Here is a 21,531-nt window from a genome sequence, read left to right on the forward strand (position 1 = left end):
AAAGGATTGCGTAATGATTAATAAAATTTTTGCACTTCCGGTAGTCGAACAAATTGCCCCGGTACTCTCCCGCCGTCAGCTTGATGAGCTTGAGGTCATTGTTGTCGATCACCCGCAGGTTAAAGCCTCTTTTGCGCTGCAGGGCGCACATCTTCTTTCCTGGAAACCAAACGGTGAAGAAGAAGTCCTGTGGTTAAGTAACAATACGCCGTTTAAAACCGGTGTTGCGCTGCGTGGCGGCGTACCGATTTGCTGGCCGTGGTTTGGCCCTGCCGCTCAGCCAGGCCTGCCGTCTCATGGTTTTGCACGTAACCTGCCCTGGACGCTGAAGGCGCATAACGAAGACGAGAAAGGTGTCGTACTGACGTTCGAACTGCAAAGCAGTGCTGAAACGCGTCAGCTTTGGCCGCACGAGTTCTGCCTGCTGGCCCGTTTCAAAGTGGGCGCCACCTGCGAGATGGAGCTGGAAGCGCACGGTGAGTTTGAAACCACCTCCGCGCTGCATACCTATTTCAATGTGGGTGATATTGCGGCGGTAAAAGTCAGCGGTCTTGGCGATCGTCTGATCGATAAAGTGAATAATGCCAAAGAAGACGTACTGGCTGATGGTATCCAGACCTTCCCGGACCGTACCGATCGTGTCTATCTGAATCCGGAAGCGTGCAGCGTCATTCATGATGATGCGCTGAATCGCAATATTGATGTAATCCACCACCACCATCTGAATGTCGTGGGCTGGAACCCAGGCCCGGCGCTGTCTGTCAGCATGGGCGACATGCCGGATGACGGTTACAAAACATTTGTTTGCGTAGAAACGGCTTACGCCACGGCACCGCAGAAAACCACCGAAGAAAAACCGTCTCGTCTGGCACAAACGATTCGTGTTGCTAAGCGCTAAGATCGTGTCAGTTGCCTGATAGTGTTTGCGCCATCAGGCAACTCAGCGCGCCATGCGGCAAATCAGACCATATCCAGCGCCGTTTTACCTTTTGGCGCCGGATATGCCTTATCTAACTGCGTCAGCTCATCGGTAGAGAGCGTTATCTCCAGTGCCGCGGCATTCTGTTCGACATGCGCCACATTCGCGGCTTTCGGAATGGCTATCACCCCCGAAAGACGAATAACCCATGCCAGTAAAATCTGCGCAGCGCTGGCATTGTGGGCGCGCGCAATGTCATTGACCACTGGGTTAGAAAGCAAGTCCCCCCGGAGCCGCCCTGCCTGAGCCAGCGGACTGTAGGCCATAACCGGCATCTGCTGTTGCTGGCACCATGGCAGTAAATCATATTCAATGCCGCGCGATGCTAAATGATAGAGCACCTGATTAGTTGCACAGTGTCGTCCACCTGCAACCTGCCATAATGCCTGCATATCATCGTAATCAAGATTAGAGACGCCCCAGCGGCGGATTTTGCCCTGCGCAATCAGCGTTTCCATAGCGTCGACGGTGTCAGCAAATGAAAAGTCTCCCGTCCAGTGCAACAAATAGAGATCCAGATAATCGGTTTTCAAACGACGCAGGCTGGCTTCGCAGGCGGCAATCGCTTTCTTGCCCGCGGCATTCCATGGATAAACCTTCGAAACTAAAAAAGCGCTATCACGCCGACCTGACAGCGCCTCGCCAACAACCTCTTCCGCTGCACCATCTGCGTACATTTCGGCTGTATCAATCAATCGCAGGCCAAGATCCAGCCCAGCCCGTAACGCGGCGACTTCATCCCGACGTCGGGCTGAATCCTCACCCATGTACCATGTTCCCTGCCCAATCGCAGGAAGCGATACCTGCTCCGTAAACATCACCTGTTTCGCTGTCATCGCACCCTCCTGTGTTAATGCACCACAGTAAAGCAAAACAACAGACATGTGTCCTGTTATGGTGCACAAATTGCACCATCATAGTTTGGCGTGTCGCCCGTTAATGCGATTAAAGTCAAAGGCCCGGGATCTGATGCAGATCCCGGACCTAAATAATGCAAAATTTTCACTAGCCAGCGCTTATTTCAACCGACCTAAATATTTGCCCTCTTTCATGGCGTTAATTTTTCCGTTTTTATAGACAATGACGGAAATCAAACCCGCACTGTAAGTTTGTGCATCGGCATTATTTTCATCATTTGCCGCAGGGTTGCCATTAATATATGCAATACCATCAGCGCCACGTTTAAAGTCCACGCCCAGCTTATTCACATGCACGGATGTGGTTTTGCTGGCGTGCACCGGGGCATTAGCGTCGCTGACCTGAGTTTTGTGTTCATGCTGTAATTGCTGACGATATGCTTCGCTGATAGCATAAGCAGGCGCAGCAGATGAAGCCACCAGCGCAGCGATAATAATCAATTTCTTCATGAGTTAAACCTTAGTATTTATCGTGTTTGTGGTGATGGTCGGGATGGGTGCCATCAGAGCTATACAGATTTTGCGCGTTTTCCAGGGCCTGTTTTTCAGCCGCGGCATTGATTGTCGCCTGACGGTTTTGTTCGGCGATGTAGCAGGCATCGCGGCTGATCCCTTTGTTTTCGCATGCACTCATGCGTGAAGCCTCGCTGGTGCATCCAGCCAGGACCCCGCCCATCACAGCTATCATGATTAACTTTTTCATTATTTATACCAGGTTTTTACTCAAGATATCCCCGTGGCATATCTAAGGCCTTACCACGAGAGTTGCTATCACTACTTTTAAAGTTTAATGAATATCGGCAATAGGATATTTAATGTCAATTTTAATTTTTTCAGACAAATACCTAAAGGATGTAAAATAAAAACAAATGATTAATTTTTTATTTTTTCACCTGAAAGTTAACATTCGAAATAAGCCAAAATAGTTATCAGTTATCTTTATGCCACTTGAGAATAAATACCCCGCGCATCGCGACACAATAAACCACAGTATTATCAATAAATTATGAACCCAGAAAACAACAGACCACAACAATAAATCATTAAGGCATGACGATATTACCTCATGAAAAAAAACAATAGCTATCAGGCTAATCAAATGAGAGGTTTATTTTTAGTAACGGCAAAAGAAATACCTGGTTAAATAATCGTTGCGGCCAGGCGAAACATAAAACCACTATAAAAATGCAATCTCATGTTTTAGATCAATATTCATCCCCACGAAGCATAAAAAAGCCCGCATCTCTGCAGGCTTGTATTTGACACGCAATAGCATCAGAACTTGTAGGTCACACCCACCGAGAAGATGCCAGACCAGGATTTATCGACCATCGGGCTATCCTTCACTTCATCACTCAAACGCACATAACGGCCAGTGCCGTATACGTTCCAGTTGCCAAGGAAGTTATAGCTTGCAGTCAACTCCAGGTATGGATCCCATCCATCGTCAGCGCTGTAGCTTTTCAGACCACTGCGGCGAGACTCGTGATTGGACACGCCATAATAATAGTCGTTGTAGTTTTCGCTGCTGTACTGCACACCGATACCCGGCGTCAAAGTCAGCGCACCGTTAGTGTAACGGTAGAGCCAGGCCAGATCCCAGATAAAGCCGTTGCTATTATCCAGGGTATCACCCGCCAGAGCGGTACGCAGGAAACCATACTGGGTGTTATGTACATACGAGAGGCCAGCCATCAGGCTGCTTTTACGCTTGTCGAGTTGGCGCAAAGCATGGCTGTCGCTGTCACCCGGCTTGAAATGCGTCGGATCATAGTACGCCATGATGGAGAGCTTATCTGCCGTATCATTCCACAGATAGTAGCCGCCACCCAGACCGTGGAACCAGACGTTATCGCCTTCATAGGTGACAACCGGAACGGGATAAACATCGCGGTCATACTGTTTGTACGGGCTGTTAATCACGCCGACACCTGCACCAACAGTCCACTGACTTTCCGCGTGTGCGGTGCTAACTGCGGTTGCGGCAAGCACGCCAAGTGCCAGAAGTTTGAGTTTGGTCACAATCCATAATTCCTTATTCAAATGTGTAGCGGTCAAAGTGTAACCGCCAATACGCTTCAGCCCAACTATTTTACGTATTAGTCCAGGAATGTAACCCCCTAATTTCTCAGCGAGTGATGACATTTTGCTTGCAGGATAGTGAACACCACATGAATCCCGCCCCATTTCTTTACATAAGATGTGCTTTTTTTGCTGATGAGTTATTGATATGCCATTGAAATTCATTTGCGCACCCAGGCAAGTTTTGCAAATGCCATCTACGCTTAATTTTAGAAGGTGTATCACCGAATACGTTGATCTCCTGACCATCAAAATGGCATGAGAGTTGCTTATTTCTTCAGCAGCGACGTCGTTCAGTTTACCTCTTCAGGGGCCTCTACTATTCATATGAACGGCTCTTAACATGTGCTAAAAAACGAAAGGACGGCATACCATGAATATATTCGATCACTATCGCCAGCGTTACGAAGCTGCCAAGGACGAAGAGTTCACGCTGCAGGAGTTTCTTACCACTTGTCGGCAAGATCGCAGTGCTTATGCCAACGCGGCAGAGCGGCTATTAATGGCTATTGGTGAGCCTGTCATGGTTGACACTGCCCACGAACCTCGTCTTTCTCGACTCTTTTCGAATCGGGTAATTGCACGCTATCCCGCTTTCGAAGAGTTTTACGGCATGGAAGATGCCATTGAGCAGATTGTTTCTTATTTGAAACATGCAGCTCAGGGGTTAGAAGAGAAGAAACAGATTCTGTATCTGTTGGGGCCTGTGGGAGGGGGGAAATCATCTCTCGCTGAGCGACTCAAGTCGCTGATGCAGAGAGTTCCGATTTATGTCCTGAGTGCCAATGGCGAACGTAGCCCGGTTAACGATCATCCGTTGTGCCTGTTTAATCCACAGGAAGATGCGCAGATCCTGGAAAAAGAGTATGGGATCCCGCGTCGTTACCTCGGGACGATCATGTCGCCATGGGCGGCGAAACGCCTGCACGAATTTGGCGGGGACATTACAAAATTCCGCGTCGTCAAAGTCTGGCCGTCTATTCTGGAGCAGATCGCTATCGCCAAAACGGAACCTGGCGATGAAAACAACCAGGATATCTCTGCGCTGGTCGGGAAAGTGGATATTCGTAAACTCGAACACCACGCCCAGAACGATCCTGATGCCTACGGTTACTCGGGGGCGTTGTGCCGCGCTAACCAGGGGATTATGGAGTTCGTAGAGATGTTTAAAGCACCGATTAAAGTGCTGCATCCTTTGCTGACCGCCACCCAGGAAGGTAACTACAACGGGACGGAAGGTATCTCTGCCCTGCCGTTTAACGGAATTATTCTTGCCCACTCGAACGAGTCCGAATGGGTGACGTTCCGCAACAACAAAAACAATGAGGCGTTCCTTGACCGTGTTTACATTGTCAAAGTGCCTTATTGCCTGCGGATCTCCGAAGAGATCAAAATTTACGAGAAATTGCTTAATCACAGTGAGCTGACCCATGCGCCTTGCGCGCCAGGCACGCTGGAAACGCTCTCCCGTTTCACCATTCTTTCTCGTCTGAAAGAACCTGAGAACTCGAGCATTTACTCGAAGATGCGCGTTTACGATGGCGAAAGTCTGAAAGATACCGATCCAAAAGCGAAATCCTATCAGGAGTATCGGGATTACGCCGGGGTCGATGAGGGAATGAACGGTCTGTCCACGCGTTTCGCGTTTAAGATCCTCTCTCGCGTCTTTAACTTTGATCATGCCGAAGTCGCGGCGAACCCGGTGCATCTGTTCTACGTCCTGGAACAGCAAATCGAGCGTGAACAGTTCCCTCAGGAGCAGGCAGAACGTTATCTTGAGTTCCTGAAAGGCTACCTGATCCCTAAGTATGCTGAATTTATTGGCAAAGAGATTCAGACAGCTTATCTCGAATCCTATTCCGAATACGGACAGAACATTTTCGACCGTTACGTCACCTATGCGGATTTCTGGATTCAGGATCAGGAGTACCGCGACCCGGATACCGGTCAACTGTTCGATCGCGAGTCGCTGAACGCAGAACTGGAGAAAATTGAGAAGCCAGCGGGTATCAGTAACCCGAAAGACTTCCGTAACGAGATCGTCAACTTTGTTCTGCGCGCCAGAGCGAATAACAGCGGTCGCAATCCAAACTGGACCAGTTACGAAAAACTGCGCACGGTGATTGAGAAGAAAATGTTCTCCAATACCGAGGAGTTGCTGCCGGTTATTTCGTTCAACGCCAAAACCTCGACTGACGAGCAGAAAAAACACGACGATTTTGTCGACCGTATGATGGAAAAAGGCTACACGCGTAAACAGGTGCGTTTACTGTGCGAATGGTATTTGCGCGTACGTAAATCGTCTTAAGAGCATAAATGGCCCGGAAAATTTATTCGTTTACCGGGCCAATATTTCTTCTGTACGCGAAATCATTCAAGAGGTATCAAGGCGGCAAATGAGTGAATTCCCAGGAGCGTACATAAGTACGTGACTGGGTGAGCGAATGCAGCCAACGCGGAGACAACTTGAAGGATGAAGCGTAAGTTGGCAAATGCAGTACGGGGGGCTTATGACCTGGTTTATTGACCGGCGTCTTAACGGCAAAAACAAGAGCACGGTAAACCGCCAGCGCTTCTTACGCCGTTATAAATCGCAAATTAAACAGTCGATCTCCGAGGCCATTAACAAGCGTTCGGTGACTGATGTGGATAGCGGCGAATCTGTCTCTATTCCGACTGATGATATTAGCGAACCGATGTTTCATCAGGGGCGCGGTGGCTTGCGCCATCGTGTGCATCCGGGTAATGACCATTTTGTGCAGAATGACCGTATTGAACGTCCACAGGGCGGAGGCGGCGGTTCGGGAAGCGGGCAAGGCCAGGCGAGTCAGGATGGCGAGGGTCAGGATGAATTCGTCTTCCAGATTTCTAAAGATGAATATCTCGATCTGCTTTTCGAAGATTTAGCACTGCCAAACCTTAAACAGAATCAGCAGCGTCAGCTAACGGAGTACAAAACGCACCGGGCTGGTTTTACCTCTAACGGTGTGCCGGCCAACATCAGCGTGGTGCGCTCCCTGCAAAATTCACTGGCGCGTCGCACGGCAATGACGGCAGGTAAGCGTCGCGAACTGCATGCGCTCGAAGCGGATCTTGAGACCATCGAGAAAAGTGAACCGGCTCAGTTGCTGGAAGAAGAACGGTTACGCAAAGAAATTGCCGAACTACGGGCAAAAATCGAACGCGTGCCGTTTATCGACACCTTTGACTTACGCTACAAGAATTATGAAAAACGGCCCGATCCTTCCAGCCAGGCGGTGATGTTCTGTCTGATGGACGTCTCCGGTTCGATGGATCAGTCGACCAAAGATATGGCAAAGCGTTTTTATATTCTGCTGTATCTGTTCTTAAGCCGCACCTATAAGAACGTGGAAGTGGTTTATATTCGCCACCACACCCAGGCGAAAGAGGTAGATGAGCATGAGTTCTTCTACTCTCAGGAAACCGGGGGAACTATTGTCTCCAGCGCGCTGAAGTTAATGGATGAAGTGGTGAAAGACCGCTACGACCCTGCTCAGTGGAATATCTATGCCGCGCAGGCGTCGGATGGTGATAACTGGGCGGATGATTCACCGTTGTGTCATGAGATTCTGGCGAAAAAACTGTTGCCGGTAGTGCGATATTACAGCTATATCGAAATTACCCGCCGCGCGCACCAGACCTTATGGCGTGAATATGAACATCTACAATCAACCTTTGAAAATTTTGCGATGCAGCATATCCGCGATCAGGATGATATTTATCCGGTATTCCGCGAACTGTTTCATAAGCAAAGTACCACCAGCAATAATTAAGTAACCACTTTCGGCCGAGGCTCAGGCTTCGGCTGATTACATTACCCTGTATCATGATCGTGACATTTTGCAATGGTTTATCCCGCCGCTTCGTTAGAGCGAATGTGGAGCATGTGGTAAAATCGCATCTCTAACCTATGGGCTGTAATTCATTATGAAGTTGCATCATAAAGCGCTCAGGCTCTTTATCTCAGTCAGCGTTGTTGTTTTGACATCTTCTTTTTTAGTTTATGAACTCATTGCCAGCGATAAGGCAATGAATGCCTATATGCGCTATATCAATGAGAAAGCCGACTCCTCCTTTCTCTATGATAAGTACACCAATCAGAGTATTGCAGCCCATCTGATGCGCACATTTTCATCCCCTAAGGGACCCGCATCTGTCGAACAACAAAAAGCGTTCTGCGATGCTTTCGATAGCGTTAACGGTACACATGGGCTCAATCTCACAGCGCATAATTATCTGCCATTACACGGTACGTTGCAGACCACCTCTACGAAATGTAGCGGGCAACTTGAAGACGTATTCCTGTTACCCTCTTTTGACCGGGCGGTGAACGTCAATCGCCTGCAAAAGGATTATGGGCAGGGATTAGGGACGCTGGAGTATAAATTTCGCTACTACGTCGATCTGAAAAATAACTACGTCTATTTCTATGACCTGATCGATTCACGGAAATTTGCGATACACAACTGGACATTTTTGCAAAAAGGCTCGCTGGGAATCGATCAGAATGATATTGACGGTATTTTCACTGGTCGTACGGTGATCTCCAGTATTTATGAGGATAACCTGACCGAGAAAAAGGTGATGAGTTTTTTAACGCCGGTCTACTATGCCGGTAAGCTAAAAGGCGTGGTGATGGTGGATATTAACAAAGAAAATTTAAAAAATATCTTTTATACCAGCGACCGCCCTCTCGTCTGGCGTTTTCTTAACGTGACGCTCTCGGATATCAGCTCAGGAAAAGAGATTATTGTTCACCAAAGTGAGACCCATTTATTCCGCTACGTTCACTACGAAAAGGACATCCCTGGCGGCATACGCGTCACGTTATCTCTTGATTTTATGTACTTTATCGTCTCATCATGGAAAATATTTGCCTTTTATCTTCTGGCAACGATATTGCTGCTGAATATGGTCAGAACTCATTTTCGGTTGTATCACAACGTCACGCGGGAAAATATCAGCGATGCGATGACCGGACTCTATAACCGTAAAATTTTGACGCCGATGCTCGAACAGCGTTTGCAGCAGTTGGTCAACACGGGAACCCTCGTGACCTTTATCGCCATTGATTGCGATAAGCTTAAAGTGATTAATGACACATTGGGGCATAAGGAAGGCGATCGCATTATCACCCTTCTGGCTAAAGCCATTCAAACCTCGATTCGCAAAAGCGACTATGCCATCCGACTCGGCGGGGATGAATTTTGCATTATCCTCATCGATCATCCCAGTGAATTAACGCACCGCGTGCTGGAACGGATTCGCTACAACTTACAAATTATTGCGCAAGATATATCAATCAGCTTCTCTGCCGGGATTTATAATATGCAGCCAAACGACACCATTGATGATGCTTACAAAGCATCGGATGCCCAACTCTATCTGAACAAACAGAAAAAACGCACCGATGCGTAATCATTTTTCAGCCAGGATTTTCATTGTTGTACCAGGAGCAAGTCATGACGGAAGTGAACAAAGGTAACGCAACGCATCAGCGTTTAATTTCGTTATTATCAGAACAAGGCGCGACGTATCGCGTGGTTAGCCATGAAGCCGTCGGCAAATGTGAAGCGGTCTCTGAAATTCGCGGTACTGCACTGGGCCAGGGCGCAAAAGCGCTGGTCTGTAAAGTAAAGGGTAACGGCGTTAATCAGCATGTTCTGGCGATTCTCTCTGCCGACCAGCAGGCCGACCTGAGCCTGTTGGCCGGCCATATCGGTGGGTTGAGAGCGTCGCTCGCCAGCCCGGCGGAAGTCGATGAACTGACGGGTTGCGTATTTGGCGCCATCCCACCATTTAGTTTCCATCCGAATCTCAAACTGGTCGCCGATCCGCTGTTGTTTGAACGTTTTACTGAAATTGCGTTCAATGCCGGAATGCTGGAAAAATCCGTGATCATGGATACTGCTGATTACCTGCGAATTGCACAACCGGAATTAATTTCGTTCCGCCGCGTTCAATAACAGCCGAGTTAGCAGCAAATAACGCCGCATCGTGCATTAGCTCAAAAAAATCATAATTATTAAATAAAGCCTGTTCCGTCACGCGTTTACGCGTACAGTAAGCAGGCTTATTTTTTCTTTTGGCAAGGAAACTACGATGTTTGATGTCACTCTGCTGATCCTCCTCGGACTGGCAGCTCTGGGCTTTGTCAGCCACAACACCACTGTCGCTGTTTCAATTCTGGTGCTGATCATCGTCCGTGTAACCCCTCTGAATACGTTCTTTCCGTGGATTGAAAAACAGGGACTGACCATCGGGATTATTATTCTGACTATCGGCGTAATGGCACCGATCGCCAGCGGAACGCTACCGCCCTCCACGCTCATGCACTCTTTTGTAAACTGGAAATCACTGGTCGCAATTGCCGTCGGCGTGGTTGTCTCCTGGCTTGGCGGGCGCGGCGTCACGCTGATGGGCAGCCAGCCCCAGCTTGTAGCCGGTTTACTGGTCGGTACGGTGCTGGGCGTGGCGCTGTTTCGCGGCGTACCGGTGGGGCCGCTTATTGCGGCAGGTCTGGTCTCGTTGATTGTTGGGAAGCAGTAGCAAGTCAGCTCAGATAACGGCCAGGGGTCTGCCCCAGGCCTTTTTTGAACATCGTGATAAATGCGGTGGTTGAATCATAACCGAGCATTTGCGCGACCTGCTGCACATTATGACCATCGATCAGCGCCTGCAGCGCCAGAATCAACTGCAGCTGATGACGCCAGCGGCGAAAGCTCAATCCCGTTTCCTTGACGACCAGCCGGGCAAGGTTGCGCTCACTCATCGCAAATACGTCGGCCCACTGCCCCAGCGTCTGCCATTGGGCTGGCTCTCGCGCCATTGTCGCGACCATTCTGCGGATTTTCGGATGATCGGAAACCGGTAACTGCAGTTGCTCCTGCGGCTGCTGCGGGAGTTCATCAAACAACACCTGCGTCAGTCGCTGAGTTGACGGTTCCAGTCGTTGGTCGTCCGTTTTCGACGCCAGCGAGAGAATGAGCTCCCGGCACAAGGGAGATATCTTTAGCGTACAACAACGCTCAGGCATCACGACGGCATGAGGTTCAATAAACAAGAAACACAATTGTGCGCCTACGGTTACATAGTTACTGTGCGGAATTTCACCAGGGATCCACACCGCATATTGGGGAGGTACCATCCACATGGCATTTTCGACCTCGCAGGTAATCGCGCCATGCAAAGCCAGAATCAACTGCCCCTTACGATGCTGATGCAGCGGACTAAAGAGTTCATCTTCCCGGGCCTGAATGCAGAACGCCACCGCGGCATCATGGTGAAGGTCAGGTTCATACCCATCCAATCTTAGTCCCAACATAAGAATGTCCGATTTTAGCGATAAACTGTCATTTTAGCTTGATTCACTCATGGCGTAAAAACGCTAAGGTATCGCCTCGCCTGACAAGATGAGAAAAAAATGATAAATACGCCTTCCTCCCGCGGTAAAAACGCTGCTTTGCTGATCGCGGGTATCCTGATGATTGCCACCACGCTGCGCGTTACCTTTACCGGCGCCGCCCCGCTGTTAGATGCAATTCGTGCCGACTACGGTCTGAGCACTGCCCAAACGGGACTCTTGACCACCCTTCCGCTGCTGGCCTTCGCGCTGGTATCCCCTCTGGCCGCAGCCGTTGCGCGCCGCTGGGGCATCGAACGCAGCCTGTTTGCCGCTATGCTGCTGATTTGCGCAGGTATTACGATACGCTCGCTGCCCTCACCGGGATTGCTGTTTAGCGGCACCGCCATCATCGGGTGCGGAATAGCCCTGGGAAATGTCCTGTTGCCAGGGCTGATTAAGCGTGATTATGCCCAGCATGTGGCAAAACTTACTGGCGCTTACTCGCTGACCATGGGCGCAGCGGCGGCGCTGGGTTCAGCCATGGTTGTTCCGCTGGCGTTAAATGGATTTGGCTGGCGCGGCGCACTGATGGTACTGATGGTTTTTCCGCTGCTGGCGCTGGTTATCTGGTTGCCCCAGTGTCGTCAGACGGGCAATGCCAGCCTGAGTAACTCACGCGCATTACATTCCCGTGCTATCTGGCGCTCCGGCCTCGCCTGGCAGGTGACCCTGTTTCTGGGAATCAACTCGCTTATCTATTACGTGATCATCGGCTGGTTGCCCGCCATTTTAATCAGCCACGGCTACAGCGAGGCGCAGGCCGGTTCGTTGCACGGTTTACTGCAACTGGCGACCGCCGCGCCAGGGTTATTGATTCCCCTCGTCCTGAACAGATTTAAGGATCAGCGTGCCATCGCCGCCCTGGTTTCAGTAATGTGCGCCGTTGGCGCGGCGGGATTTGCCATAATGCCCGACCAGGCTTTACTGTGGACCATTCTGTTTGGCTTTGGCTCAGGTGCGACCATGATCCTCGGCTTGACCTTCATTGGCCTGCGCGCAAGTTCCGCACATCAGGCCGCGGCGTTGTCCGGAATGGCGCAGTCTGTCGGCTATTTACTGGCCGCCTGCGGGCCGCCCTTGATGGGTAAAATTCACGACCTCAACGGTAGCTGGCTGATTCCATTAGCGGGTGTAGCCGTGTTAGCGATGCTGATGGCCGTGTTTGGTCTGTGCGCTGGGCGCGATCGGGAGATCGCGAACGCATAATGTAGCGGGCAGGTGAGCTAACGTCCTGCCCGGCATTTTATCCCCGCGCCGCGCGGAGCATCGCCTGGACTAACGGCACGGGTTTTCCCGCCAGCGCGCCACGTTCATGTTGAAAGAGTGTGCCAACAAAGAAAGGATGCGTTACCAGTTCAATGGCGCGAATATCCCCGGCGTCATCCCAACCGGTCACCCGGAGATCGCCGCTCTCAAGCTCGGTGGCAAAAGCGTCCGACACACCATAGTTGCAGTGATACCCCTCCGTGATAGCATCGCGTCCATAGGCTTTCGCAATCAGCGTATTGGCCCGGAGCTCAATATCATCCGTTTTTTCAACCAACGAGCAGGTCAACGGCGCGATCACCATTCGCCCAGCGGTATCCGTTTCAGCATGCGCGGCATCACTCCAGCCCAGCACGTTTCGGGCATACTCCAGTATGGCGTGTTGGAAACCACCACAGGTGCCTAAAAATGGAATGCTGTTCTCGCGTGCGTAGCGTATCGCAATCAGCGCCCCTTCCGGGTGTCGATAGGGGCTGCCTGGCACGACCCAGATGGCATCATAGCCAATCAGGTCTTCACGGCTATTGATATCAGAAGTGGTTAGCCAGTCATAATCAGCCACCAACTCCAGCACGGCAGCAGCATCATCAATGGCAAGGGGAATCGCCTGGTGCGCCACAATATCGGGGTTGTAATCGCCCACCAGCGCAATGCGAAGCGTATCTTTTATCGGGGAAATGTCCATTAAGGTTTCCTTATGTCCAGACAATAAGGGACAACATAAGGAGCCTCAGCCTACCGACTTTTCATCGGTATCACAATCCCTTAAATTGGGAGTCCAGGCTGGCAAAATGCTATAATGGTCACGTTTTAGGATCTTATTTAACCGTCATAAAAATGATGCTAAATACCAACGCGGCGGCTTAATGGAGCGGATGAAAAGATGAATATTCAGTGTAAACGCGTGTATGACCCGGCAGAAACAAGCGATGGTTATCGCGTTCTGGTCGATCGGTTGTGGCCACGGGGGATAAAAAAGACCGACCTTGCTTTCAATGAATGGAATAAAGCGCTGACGCCGTCATCAGATTTACGTAAAGCATTCCACGCAGAGCTGATTGATTTTTCTCACTTCTCCCAGCAGTACCGTAGCGAACTGGCCCAACAGCAGCAGGAAGGGAAGCGCCTCGCAGAAATTGCCCGGCAGCAAACCTTAACGCTACTGTATGCGGCGAAGAATACTCAGCAAAACCACGCGCTGGTGCTGGCTGAATGGCTACGTCAATGCTAACAGCGGATCACTTCCCCGCTTCTCTACGCCAGAGTTCCCATTCATCTATCACTTCCCCTCCGGGGAGTTTGCAGTCAGACCTTACCCCTTGCGGAGTCTGCACCGCAATCAGCGAGCCGCCCTTTTGTTCGCAATACACCGATGCCGGATTTGCCATGCCAATTTTCGGCGGCATTGGCGCTTCCGGTTGTGGGGTACTACACCCTGCCAGCACCAGCATGCCGGGCAAAATAACAGACGCCAGTTTCATATCAACTCCTGCTAAGAACGTTATCCGGCAAGATTACCCCGACTCCTCATATATCTCCATGTTTTACCACCGGGCTTCAATTTTATGTTTACATTTTAACCGGGAGCACGTGTTTCATCTTTCACCTTGATGTTCTATCATGCGGGCAACGCCAGCCTTGTCATTATTCAGGAGTATTTACACCTCATGTCGGACATGATCCTCGCCAGAGTCTCACAATCCTTAGCCACGGAGCAGTCTGTTGAGAGTCTGGTTCGGCAACTTCTGGAGATGCTGGAGGTGGTGACAGAGATGGAATCAACCTATTTAACCAAGGTCGATTTAGATGCTCGCCTGCAGCATATTTTGTACGCGCGCAATAGCAAACAAATGCAGATCCCGGAAGGGCTGTCCGTCCCGTGGGATGAGACGCTATGCAAACGCGCCATCGAAGATAACTGTCTGTATAGCGACAACGTGCCCGCACGCTGGCCGGAATGCAGCGCAGCCCGCGCGCTGGAAATCACTACGTTTCTCAGCACGCCTGTTCATCTTCCGGACGGAACGTTTTACGGTACGCTCTGTGCCACCAGTCGCCGCCAGCAGGCATTGAGCGAGCGAGGTGAACAGGTGCTGAATCTGTTTGCCGGCCTGATCGCCCAGTCTATTCAAAAAGAGTCGCTGGTCGCTCAGTTACGCGAAGCCAACGCCGCGCTGATTGCGTATTCCTACACCGATGCGCTGACCGGGTTACCGAACCGGCGCTCGATTTTTGAAAATGTTGAAACCCTATTTTCGCTTGCCCGACATCTCCGGCAGAAGGTCGTCGTTGCCTATATTGATTTGGATGATTTCAAACTGATTAATGACCGCTTTGGTCATGAAGTTGGCGACCAGTTCCTGATCCAGATCGGACAGCGCCTGCTCCACGAATGCAGCGACAATGATATCCTTGGTCGACTGGGCGGTGACGAATTTTTAGTCGTTAGCCTGTCGCCGGAAGATGAAAGCGATCGGTACGAGCGCCTGCAAAAGGTGAAAAATCAGCTGCAACAGCGCATTTGCGGCGACTATCACTTGGGCAGCGTCCATCTGTTTTATCCTGGCGCCAGCCTGGGCGTGGTGGAAATTGATCCGCATGAGACCGATGTAAACTGTGCGCTCCACATGGCAGACAGCGCAATGTACAAAGATAAAAAGCGACAGGATAAAACCACTTTTGTCGTACATTAAGCCCTGCTATGCTGGCTCGTCTTTAAATAACTCTGGCAGATAATCCTATGCGACTCGGTATTATTTTCCCCGTCATTATTTTCATTTCCGCTGTCGTTTTCTTATCCTGGTTTTTTGTTGGCGGCTACGCTGCGCCGGGTGCATAACGATGAAAAAAACAACGCTCATTATGATTGGCGTGGCTATCATCGTGGTTCTGGGAACGGAACTGGGCTGGTGGTAACTAATAAAAAGGCCACATATCAGTGGCCTTTCATCTCTGTATATTGAGTTAGCTTTTGATCTTTCTGTAGATAAACAGCACCACGATCGCGCCGATAACCGCTACGACGAAACTGCCGAAGTTGAAACCATCAACTTTGCCAAAGCCAAAGAAGGTACTGATCCAGCCGCCAACCACCGCACCAACAACCCCCAAGATAATGGTCATAAAGAATCCGCCGCCATCTTTACCCGGCATAATCCATTTTGCCAAAATCCCCGCGATAAGACCGAAAATCACCCATGAAATAATGCCCATTATTTTCCTCACTTATGTTTTTAAGTTAACGATTGACTCGTTGTATAAAAGCATAGCATAGCGCTGAAAAATTATAATTTGTGATCGGCATCACCTGTAATTTTCATCTTTTTCTGATGTTTCATAGAGTTAGACCAACGACAAAACGGTGATATTTATGACGCTTCTCGTCAATAGTGACGAATCGACAGTCATTCCTCTCTGCTCTCTGGGCAGCCCCCCTGCCAATGCTGGGTTTTCATTTTTGGCATGCTTTATGCTTTAACAACCCGTCACTACGACACATCGTAGCCCGTGATATCTATTCACGTGGCTTCGTCTACAATTCGCGCTATTTCAGCATTTAACAGGTCTGTTATTGATGAAAAAAATCACCAGTGTATGCCCATACTGTGGGGCCGGGTGCAAGCTCAAGCTTGTTGTTGAAAATAACAAAATCATCCGCGCCGAAGCCGCTGAGGGTGTAACGAACCAAAATCAGCTATGCCTGAAAGGCTATTATGGTTGGGACTTTCTGAACGACACCCGCCTTCTGACTCCCCGTCTGACTCGCCCGATGATCCGTTATGAAAAAGGTGGAAAATTCACTCCCGTTAGCTGGGATGAGGCCATTCGTTACACCGCTAAACGCTTATCTGAAATCAAAAATACCTATGGTCCTCGCGCCATCATGACGACAGGTTCCTCCCGGGGAACAGGCAATGAGACCAACTACGTGATGCAAAAATTCGCCCGTGGGGTGCTCAATACCAACAATGTCGACTGCTGTGCCCGCGTCTGTCACGGCCCTTCCGTTGCGGGTCTACAGGAAACGCTGGGCAATGGCGCAATGAGCAACTCCATCAGCGACATTGAAAACTCAAAATGCCTGCTCATCTTTGGTTATAACTGCGCGGACTCACACCCCATAGTGGCCCGTCGGGTGATTAAAGCTCGTCAGAACGGCGCGAAAATCATTGTTTGCGACCCTCGCCGTATTGAAACCGCCCGTATCGCCGATCAGTATTTGCAGTTAAAAAATGGCTGCAACATGGCGCTGGTCAACGCTTTTGGCCATGTGCTTATTGAAGAGCAGCTTTACGATCGCGAGTACGTGCATAAACATGCCGAAGGTCTGGAAACATACTGGGAAACCGTTAAGGACTATGCCCCTGAAGCCGTAGAACATTTAACAGGCGTCCCTGCACAACAGGTTCGTCAGGCGATGCGTACATTTGCCGCGGCGCCATCGGCAACCGTGATGTGGGGGATGGGCGTCACGCAGTTTGGCCAGGCCGTTGATGTGGTGCGTGGACTGTCGAGCCTGGCCTTACTGACCGGGAATCTGGGACGTCCAAACGTCGGCGTTGGCCCGGTACGCGGGCAAAATAACGTGCAGGGCGCATGTGATATGGGCGTACTGCCTAACCAGTTTCCGGGGTATCAGGACGTGACCGATTTTGCCGTCAGGGAGAAATTCGCCACCGCCTGGGGGATTGACGTTAATCAGATGGATGACAAGGTCGGAACGCGCATCACCGAAGTTCCGCATCTGGCGATTGAGGGCAAAATAAAAGCCTACTACATCATGGGTGAGGATCCGCTGCAAACCGAGGCTGATTTGGGGCTGGTCCGGGAAGGATTTAACGCGCTCGATTTTATCGTCGTGCAGGATATCTTCATGACCAAAACGGCAGAGATGGCCGACGTCCTGTTGCCTGCAACATCATGGGGCGAACACGGCGGTGTCTTTACCTGCGCCGATCGTGGCTTCCAGCGTTTTGAGAAAGCGATTGAACCCCACGGGGATGTTAAACGTGACTGGGAAATTATCAGTCTGTTGGCCAGCGAAATGGGCTATCCGATGCAGTATCAAAATAATCAGCAAATCTGGGATGAGATGCGCAAACTGTGCCCGCTATTCTATGGCGTGACCTATGAGAAAATGGGTGAGATGGGCCATGTTCAGTGGCCTTGTCCGGATCTCGATCACCCGGGCACACCGTATCTTTACGCACACAGCCAATTTGATACCGCGAATGGCAAAGGCAAACTGTTTGCCGCTCCGTGGCGCGCTCCTGCTGAAGTCCCTGATGAGAACTATCCGCTGGTGTTGTGTACCGTGCGCGAGGTCGGACACTACTCCTGCCGCTCCATGACCGGCAACTGCGCGGCATTACAGGCGCTGGCTGATGAGCCAGGGTATGTTCAAATCAACACCGATGATGCAGAAAAACTGGGTATCCGTCATCGTGACCTGGTGTGGGTAAGCTCGCGCCGAGGCAAGGTCATCAGCCGTGCGGATGTCTCCGAGCGTATTAATGCCGGCACAGTGTATATGACCTATCAATGGTGGATTGGCGCGTGTAATGAGTTAACACAGGATAACCTTGATCCGATCTCGAAAACGCCGGAAACCAAATATTGTGCTGTCAAAATTGAGCACATTACCGATCAGGGATGGGCGGAGAAGTATGCCGCACAAACGTACAGCGAAATGAAATCACGCTTGTGTGAGGCCATTGCGTAAATTATCGCCCTGACCGCCTGAGTCTGGCCTTCCAGACTCAGGCCTTTTCCAACTACTTCGCCAGATGTGGTTCACTGAAGCAAATAGCGGCAGACTCATGCTGTTTATCCCGCTGCATAAAACCGAGGTTCATCAGAAACAATCCCACCATAAACGGCAGTTCGTACAATTCTTCAATCAAATCGCCGTAACTGGCGTTATGCAAAAAGACAGGCGCCAGCAGGCGATGATGCTCCACTGTATCGGAAATCAAAAATGCGCAGACGGTGATCGCCAGTAGCCACAGCGGTAGCGGTTCATTACGCAAGCGCCGGGCAATATCCTGGCGTAAGTGCTTCGACAGCAGGACCGGCAGAATAATCATCGCAATTAACACGACTGAGATAGCTCTGAACAGCAGTTTAGGATGCTCCGGGAAGTAATCACGGCCCCAACTGGTGCTTCGGCCCAGTAATACCAGCCACCATACCGCCGCCCAAAGCCAAAATTGCTTCTCGCCTGCAGGACGCGATAAAGGCCGGATGTAGCAGAAAGTAAATACAGCACCAAACAATAACCATAGCGCCTGGCCATTTTCAATCCATGTGACAACCGCGCCATTGAGCAGAGGAAGATGCCAGTTTGCGGTGAACGGGATCGCGACGAGGACCAGTCCAAGAATGAATGCGGATAATGTAAGTCGGGTATTCAATTTCATAAGCGCGAAGTTCTGTATTGTTACTATTTCACGATCATAACCCCTATGAATGATCAACTATTAGCAAACGATGCGAATTTCTTAAGGTATTCTTAAGAAATCTTTTTCCGGACTGCGATCTATCCGGCGCAAATAAAAAACCGCCCTGCGTTATCAAAATGCAGTGCGGTTTTCAAGTTAAGAATCAATCAGTTCAAACGGTATCAGAAGTGAAAGCACTACCATCCGCAGACTTCATGCTCATTTTCGGTATCGTATGAACGGACGGTATTGACCAGGTCTTTGACCACTTCTGCCGCGACATCCGGAACCAATAATGTCATCGGCGCTTCGGTCTCGTAATCAACAGACACACCGTTGCTGTTATTGGTTACTGTGACGGTATAAGTTGCTTTGCCCATGATTTACTCCTTGCCAGTGCGCACGACTTTTCGTTGATTTGCACTCTCCATCAGTACTTCCGGGGCAACGAAAAAATCGATATTAAAGTAAGTGTCGTCGGTCATCACTTCGATGTTATGCCATTTTTCCGGCGGAAAAACGCCAAACTGACCGGCCTCAATAACCATCACCTCTACTGGCTCTGGGCTGTGTTCATCTGCGTAGCCGAGATATTTGACCGCCCCCTGCATAACTGACAGTCGAGGATAAACCCCGGCACGGGTGCCTTTATCAAGGTGGCGTTCGAAAATTCCGGCAGGTGCAGTTTGTTTGTTCCAGAACGGAGTTGAGCGTGTATGGATATGATTCTGTGGAATTTGAAGCATCTTTCTTCCCTTTTCCAGTCGACAACCAGCGAGTCTTATTGAACCGCTGCTGTGTACAGAGTACGCCTCAAAACATACATTTAAAATACCATTTATTGGTTATAACCATTAGCTGATATGTGTGGGGAAGAAAAGCTTAATATTGAAGCCCGCCATATTCAGCGGGCCAATGATTACGACTGAAGCGTCGCCAGACGGGCAGCAAAACCAACGAAAATCAGACCGATAAGGGAGTTACCCACCTTAGCCAACTTCTTCTTGGTACGAATGTACTGGGTCACAAACGCGCCGGAAAAAATAAGGAAACTCAGGTAGAAAAAGCTCACTATCTCAAGCGTTATAGCCAGAATAAAGAATGACAGCCCTGAGTGCGGCGCATTGACATCAATGAACTGCACGAAGAACGAAACATAAAACAGAATTGCTTTCGGATTAGTCAGGCTCAGAATTAAGGCGCGCTTAAAAATGGCGCCAAACGGGACTTCCTCAGCAGCGGCGTCGCTTGCCTTTGATTTCAGTGTGGCGTACAGGATCTTCGCACCGAGATACAGCAGATAAAAAGCGCCGAGATAACGAACGATATTAAATAAAACAGGCGTGGTTTTGATCAAGGCGGCAACACCGGCATAGGCCAAAAACATCAACACAGCATCACCGATAAACACACCGCTTGCGGCGAGATAACCGCCCTTCACTCCCCGACCAACGCTATTCTTCAACACAAATATCGTATTTGGCCCGGGAACCAGCACGATAAAAATAGCCCCCACCAGATATGTCCAGTAATTCAGAACTCCATACTCTGCAAACACGTTAACCTCTTCCTGAAAAAACACATGCACTTGCTGCAAGACAATATGCTAACGAATGCGCAAGGGGATGGAAAGAGAAGGTTGTTAATTAAAATACCCGCCACCGGCGGCGGGTATGTACCGTTAACTTAGGCCGGATTAATGGTGCAGCATCTCATCCACCACCTCTTCGCCTTTCAACTGATAAGGATAGTAGGTAGGCCAGTTCTCCATTTCTTCGAGCAAGGCTGCCTGCGAGGTATTTCCCATAAAAATATGGAAGTGGCTTGACTTGCGCGGAGCAATGATATGATCGCTGAACTGAACGTATTTAGGCGCTTTGCTATCAGCAGCTTTACACTCAAACAAATAACGTACACCTTTCTTGCCTGATTTATAGTGCAAGATTTTATATCCGGCATAATCGTATTTGCATGATGTAACCTGATTACCGGTATGAAATTCCATCACACCATTTTCAATGCCGATGGTGTCTACGTTAGTTGCATAGCCTTGACGGTAATAATCTTTAATCTGTTCTGCCGTTTTGCTTTTATCTTTCTCCGCTTTCTTTTTGAATACCGGATCAAGTTCGCCACTGACCAGATACGGATAGACAGATTGCCACATGCCATCCCAGTCAGTCAGCGCTCTGTTCTGTACCTGATTATCATCAAACACGCCTTCTGACGCCTTTTGTTCTGTTTCACTCATCGGAACACCATGGGAATGGTGACCGTGAGCCAAAACCTGACCACTGACCAAAATCATCCCCAGAGCGATTGTCAGTTTTTTAAAATGAATAGCCAAAATTTCACCCTCAAATCGTTTGCGAGTGAAATGTTATAATATAACATTACAATTTAATCAACGCCGTAACTTAC

At 49.8% G+C, this 21,531-nt stretch carries 24 protein-coding genes and 1 pseudogene; 12 read left to right on the top strand and 13 right to left on the bottom strand.

The features are described 5' to 3' along the window. The first annotated feature begins 13 nt into the window (after nt 1-13). On the top strand, nt 14-898 hold the full coding sequence (locus tag FDW97_RS01425; protein WP_038640060.1) for a D-hexose-6-phosphate mutarotase: 885 nt from the start codon (nt 14-16) through the stop codon (nt 896-898). 62 nt (nt 899-960) lie between these two features. On the opposite strand, the gene FDW97_RS01430 is transcribed toward FDW97_RS01425, so the two are convergent. From FDW97_RS01430 to FDW97_RS01445, 4 genes are all read right to left on the bottom strand, one after another. Then, nucleotides 961-1,815: an aldo/keto reductase gene (locus FDW97_RS01430; protein WP_137350556.1), complete on the bottom strand. Its 855-nt coding sequence runs from the start codon at nt 1,813-1,815 to the stop codon at nt 961-963. Nucleotides 1,816-1,995: 180 nt separating this feature from the next. After that, on the bottom strand, nt 1,996-2,346 hold the full coding sequence (locus FDW97_RS01435; protein WP_042308899.1) for a hypothetical protein: 351 nt from the start codon (nt 2,344-2,346) through the stop codon (nt 1,996-1,998). 10 nt (nt 2,347-2,356) lie between these two features. Further along, nucleotides 2,357-2,599: a hypothetical protein gene (locus FDW97_RS01440; RefSeq protein ID WP_038640050.1), complete on the bottom strand. Its 243-nt coding sequence runs from the start codon at nt 2,597-2,599 to the stop codon at nt 2,357-2,359. A gap of 572 nt (nt 2,600-3,171) precedes the next feature. Then, entirely contained in the window at nt 3,172-3,918 is a 747-nt protein-coding gene (locus FDW97_RS01445; protein WP_038640047.1) for a MipA/OmpV family protein, read from the bottom strand. 433 nt (nt 3,919-4,351) lie between these two features. Here FDW97_RS01445 and yeaG point away from each other — a divergent pair, with 433 nt between their 5' ends. The 5 genes from yeaG to FDW97_RS01470 all read left to right on the top strand — a co-directional run bounded on the left by yeaG (nt 4,352) and on the right by FDW97_RS01470 (nt 10,548). Further along, nucleotides 4,352-6,286: a protein kinase YeaG gene (yeaG, locus tag FDW97_RS01450; RefSeq protein ID WP_038640044.1), complete on the top strand. Its 1,935-nt coding sequence runs from the start codon at nt 4,352-4,354 to the stop codon at nt 6,284-6,286. A gap of 202 nt (nt 6,287-6,488) precedes the next feature. Further along, complete coding sequence (locus FDW97_RS01455; RefSeq protein ID WP_085049522.1) at nt 6,489-7,772, top strand: YeaH/YhbH family protein; 1,284 nt, start codon at nt 6,489-6,491, stop codon at nt 7,770-7,772. Between the two features lie 154 nt (nt 7,773-7,926). Further along, the gene (gene dgcJ, locus FDW97_RS01460; protein WP_087857702.1) at nt 7,927-9,417 is read left to right on the top strand and encodes a diguanylate cyclase DgcJ; all 1,491 of its coding nucleotides are present in this window, start codon (nt 7,927-7,929) and stop codon (nt 9,415-9,417) included. A 44-nt stretch (nt 9,418-9,461) separates the two neighbouring features. Further along, nucleotides 9,462-9,965 carry a YbaK/prolyl-tRNA synthetase associated domain-containing protein gene (locus FDW97_RS01465; RefSeq protein ID WP_038640035.1) on the top strand — a complete coding sequence of 168 codons (504 nt, stop codon included), beginning with the start codon at nt 9,462-9,464 and terminating at the stop codon, nt 9,963-9,965. Between the two features lie 136 nt (nt 9,966-10,101). Next, nucleotides 10,102-10,548, top strand: coding sequence for a DUF441 domain-containing protein (locus tag FDW97_RS01470; RefSeq protein ID WP_137350557.1), 447 nt, complete (start codon nt 10,102-10,104; stop codon nt 10,546-10,548). Here FDW97_RS01470 and FDW97_RS01475 read toward each other — a convergent pair. Continuing rightward, a pseudogene (locus tag FDW97_RS01475) lies at nt 10,531-11,323 on the bottom strand (helix-turn-helix transcriptional regulator); the annotation flags it as partial. The gene FDW97_RS01470 and the pseudogene FDW97_RS01475 overlap by 18 nt on opposite strands. Before the next feature lie 99 nt (nt 11,324-11,422). On the opposite strand from FDW97_RS01475, the gene FDW97_RS01480 reads away from it, so the two are divergent. Continuing rightward, entirely contained in the window at nt 11,423-12,610 is a 1,188-nt protein-coding gene (locus FDW97_RS01480; protein ID WP_085049525.1) for a CynX/NimT family MFS transporter, read from the top strand. A gap of 37 nt (nt 12,611-12,647) precedes the next feature. Here the strand turns inward: FDW97_RS01480 and FDW97_RS01485 are convergent, their stop codons facing one another. Then, nucleotides 12,648-13,355, bottom strand: a complete 708-nt coding sequence (locus FDW97_RS01485; RefSeq protein WP_085049526.1) for a CTP synthase — start codon at nt 13,353-13,355, stop codon at nt 12,648-12,650. A gap of 198 nt (nt 13,356-13,553) precedes the next feature. Here FDW97_RS01485 and FDW97_RS01490 point away from each other — a divergent pair, with 198 nt between their 5' ends. Beyond that, entirely contained in the window at nt 13,554-13,901 is a 348-nt protein-coding gene (locus FDW97_RS01490; RefSeq protein WP_038640022.1) for a DUF488 domain-containing protein, read from the top strand. Between the two features lie 7 nt (nt 13,902-13,908). Here the strand turns inward: FDW97_RS01490 and FDW97_RS01495 are convergent, their stop codons facing one another. Continuing rightward, nucleotides 13,909-14,151 carry a DUF333 domain-containing protein gene (locus FDW97_RS01495; RefSeq protein WP_085049527.1) on the bottom strand — a complete coding sequence of 81 codons (243 nt, stop codon included), beginning with the start codon at nt 14,149-14,151 and terminating at the stop codon, nt 13,909-13,911. A gap of 186 nt (nt 14,152-14,337) precedes the next feature. Here FDW97_RS01495 and FDW97_RS01500 point away from each other — a divergent pair, with 186 nt between their 5' ends. The 3 genes from FDW97_RS01500 to yoaJ are packed head-to-tail and all read left to right on the top strand — an operon-like array spanning nt 14,338 to nt 15,586. Next, nucleotides 14,338-15,363 carry a sensor domain-containing diguanylate cyclase gene (locus FDW97_RS01500; protein ID WP_085049563.1) on the top strand — a complete coding sequence of 342 codons (1,026 nt, stop codon included), beginning with the start codon at nt 14,338-14,340 and terminating at the stop codon, nt 15,361-15,363. A gap of 47 nt (nt 15,364-15,410) precedes the next feature. Then, nucleotides 15,411-15,509, top strand: coding sequence for a YoaK family small membrane protein (locus tag FDW97_RS01505; RefSeq protein WP_038640017.1), 99 nt, complete (start codon nt 15,411-15,413; stop codon nt 15,507-15,509). Nucleotides 15,510-15,511: 2 nt separating this feature from the next. After that, on the top strand, nt 15,512-15,586 hold the full coding sequence (gene yoaJ / locus FDW97_RS01510; protein WP_099530266.1) for a protein YoaJ: 75 nt from the start codon (nt 15,512-15,514) through the stop codon (nt 15,584-15,586). Between the two features lie 48 nt (nt 15,587-15,634). Here the strand turns inward: yoaJ and FDW97_RS01515 are convergent, their stop codons facing one another. Then, nucleotides 15,635-15,883, bottom strand: coding sequence for a GlsB/YeaQ/YmgE family stress response membrane protein (locus tag FDW97_RS01515; RefSeq protein ID WP_005120370.1), 249 nt, complete (start codon nt 15,881-15,883; stop codon nt 15,635-15,637). A 361-nt stretch (nt 15,884-16,244) separates the two neighbouring features. Between FDW97_RS01515 and fdhF the strand changes: the two genes are divergently transcribed. Further along, a complete protein-coding gene (gene fdhF, locus FDW97_RS01520) occupies nt 16,245-18,392 on the top strand; it encodes a formate dehydrogenase subunit alpha (RefSeq protein ID WP_085049528.1) in 2,148 nt (715 codons plus the stop codon). Between the two features lie 52 nt (nt 18,393-18,444). Here fdhF and FDW97_RS01525 read toward each other — a convergent pair whose 3' ends face one another. The 5 genes from FDW97_RS01525 to zinT form a co-directional block, all read right to left on the bottom strand. Then, on the bottom strand, nt 18,445-19,089 hold the full coding sequence (locus tag FDW97_RS01525; protein WP_085049529.1) for a hypothetical protein: 645 nt from the start codon (nt 19,087-19,089) through the stop codon (nt 18,445-18,447). Nucleotides 19,090-19,307: 218 nt separating this feature from the next. Next, nucleotides 19,308-19,490, bottom strand: coding sequence for a DUF1869 domain-containing protein (locus FDW97_RS01530; protein ID WP_003832433.1), 183 nt, complete (start codon nt 19,488-19,490; stop codon nt 19,308-19,310). Between the two features lie 3 nt (nt 19,491-19,493). Beyond that, entirely contained in the window at nt 19,494-19,856 is a 363-nt protein-coding gene (gene yeaR, locus FDW97_RS01535; protein ID WP_038640001.1) for a DUF1971 domain-containing protein YeaR, read from the bottom strand. 173 nt (nt 19,857-20,029) lie between these two features. Then, entirely contained in the window at nt 20,030-20,668 is a 639-nt protein-coding gene (gene leuE / locus FDW97_RS01540; protein ID WP_032940118.1) for a leucine efflux protein LeuE, read from the bottom strand. A gap of 138 nt (nt 20,669-20,806) precedes the next feature. After that, nucleotides 20,807-21,457: a metal-binding protein ZinT gene (gene zinT / locus FDW97_RS01545; protein WP_137350559.1), complete on the bottom strand. Its 651-nt coding sequence runs from the start codon at nt 21,455-21,457 to the stop codon at nt 20,807-20,809. Nucleotides 21,458-21,531: the final 74 nt, after the last annotated feature.

This window comes from Citrobacter sp. wls708, from assembly GCF_005281255.1.
GTDB lineage: Bacteria > Pseudomonadota > Gammaproteobacteria > Enterobacterales > Enterobacteriaceae > Citrobacter > Citrobacter werkmanii.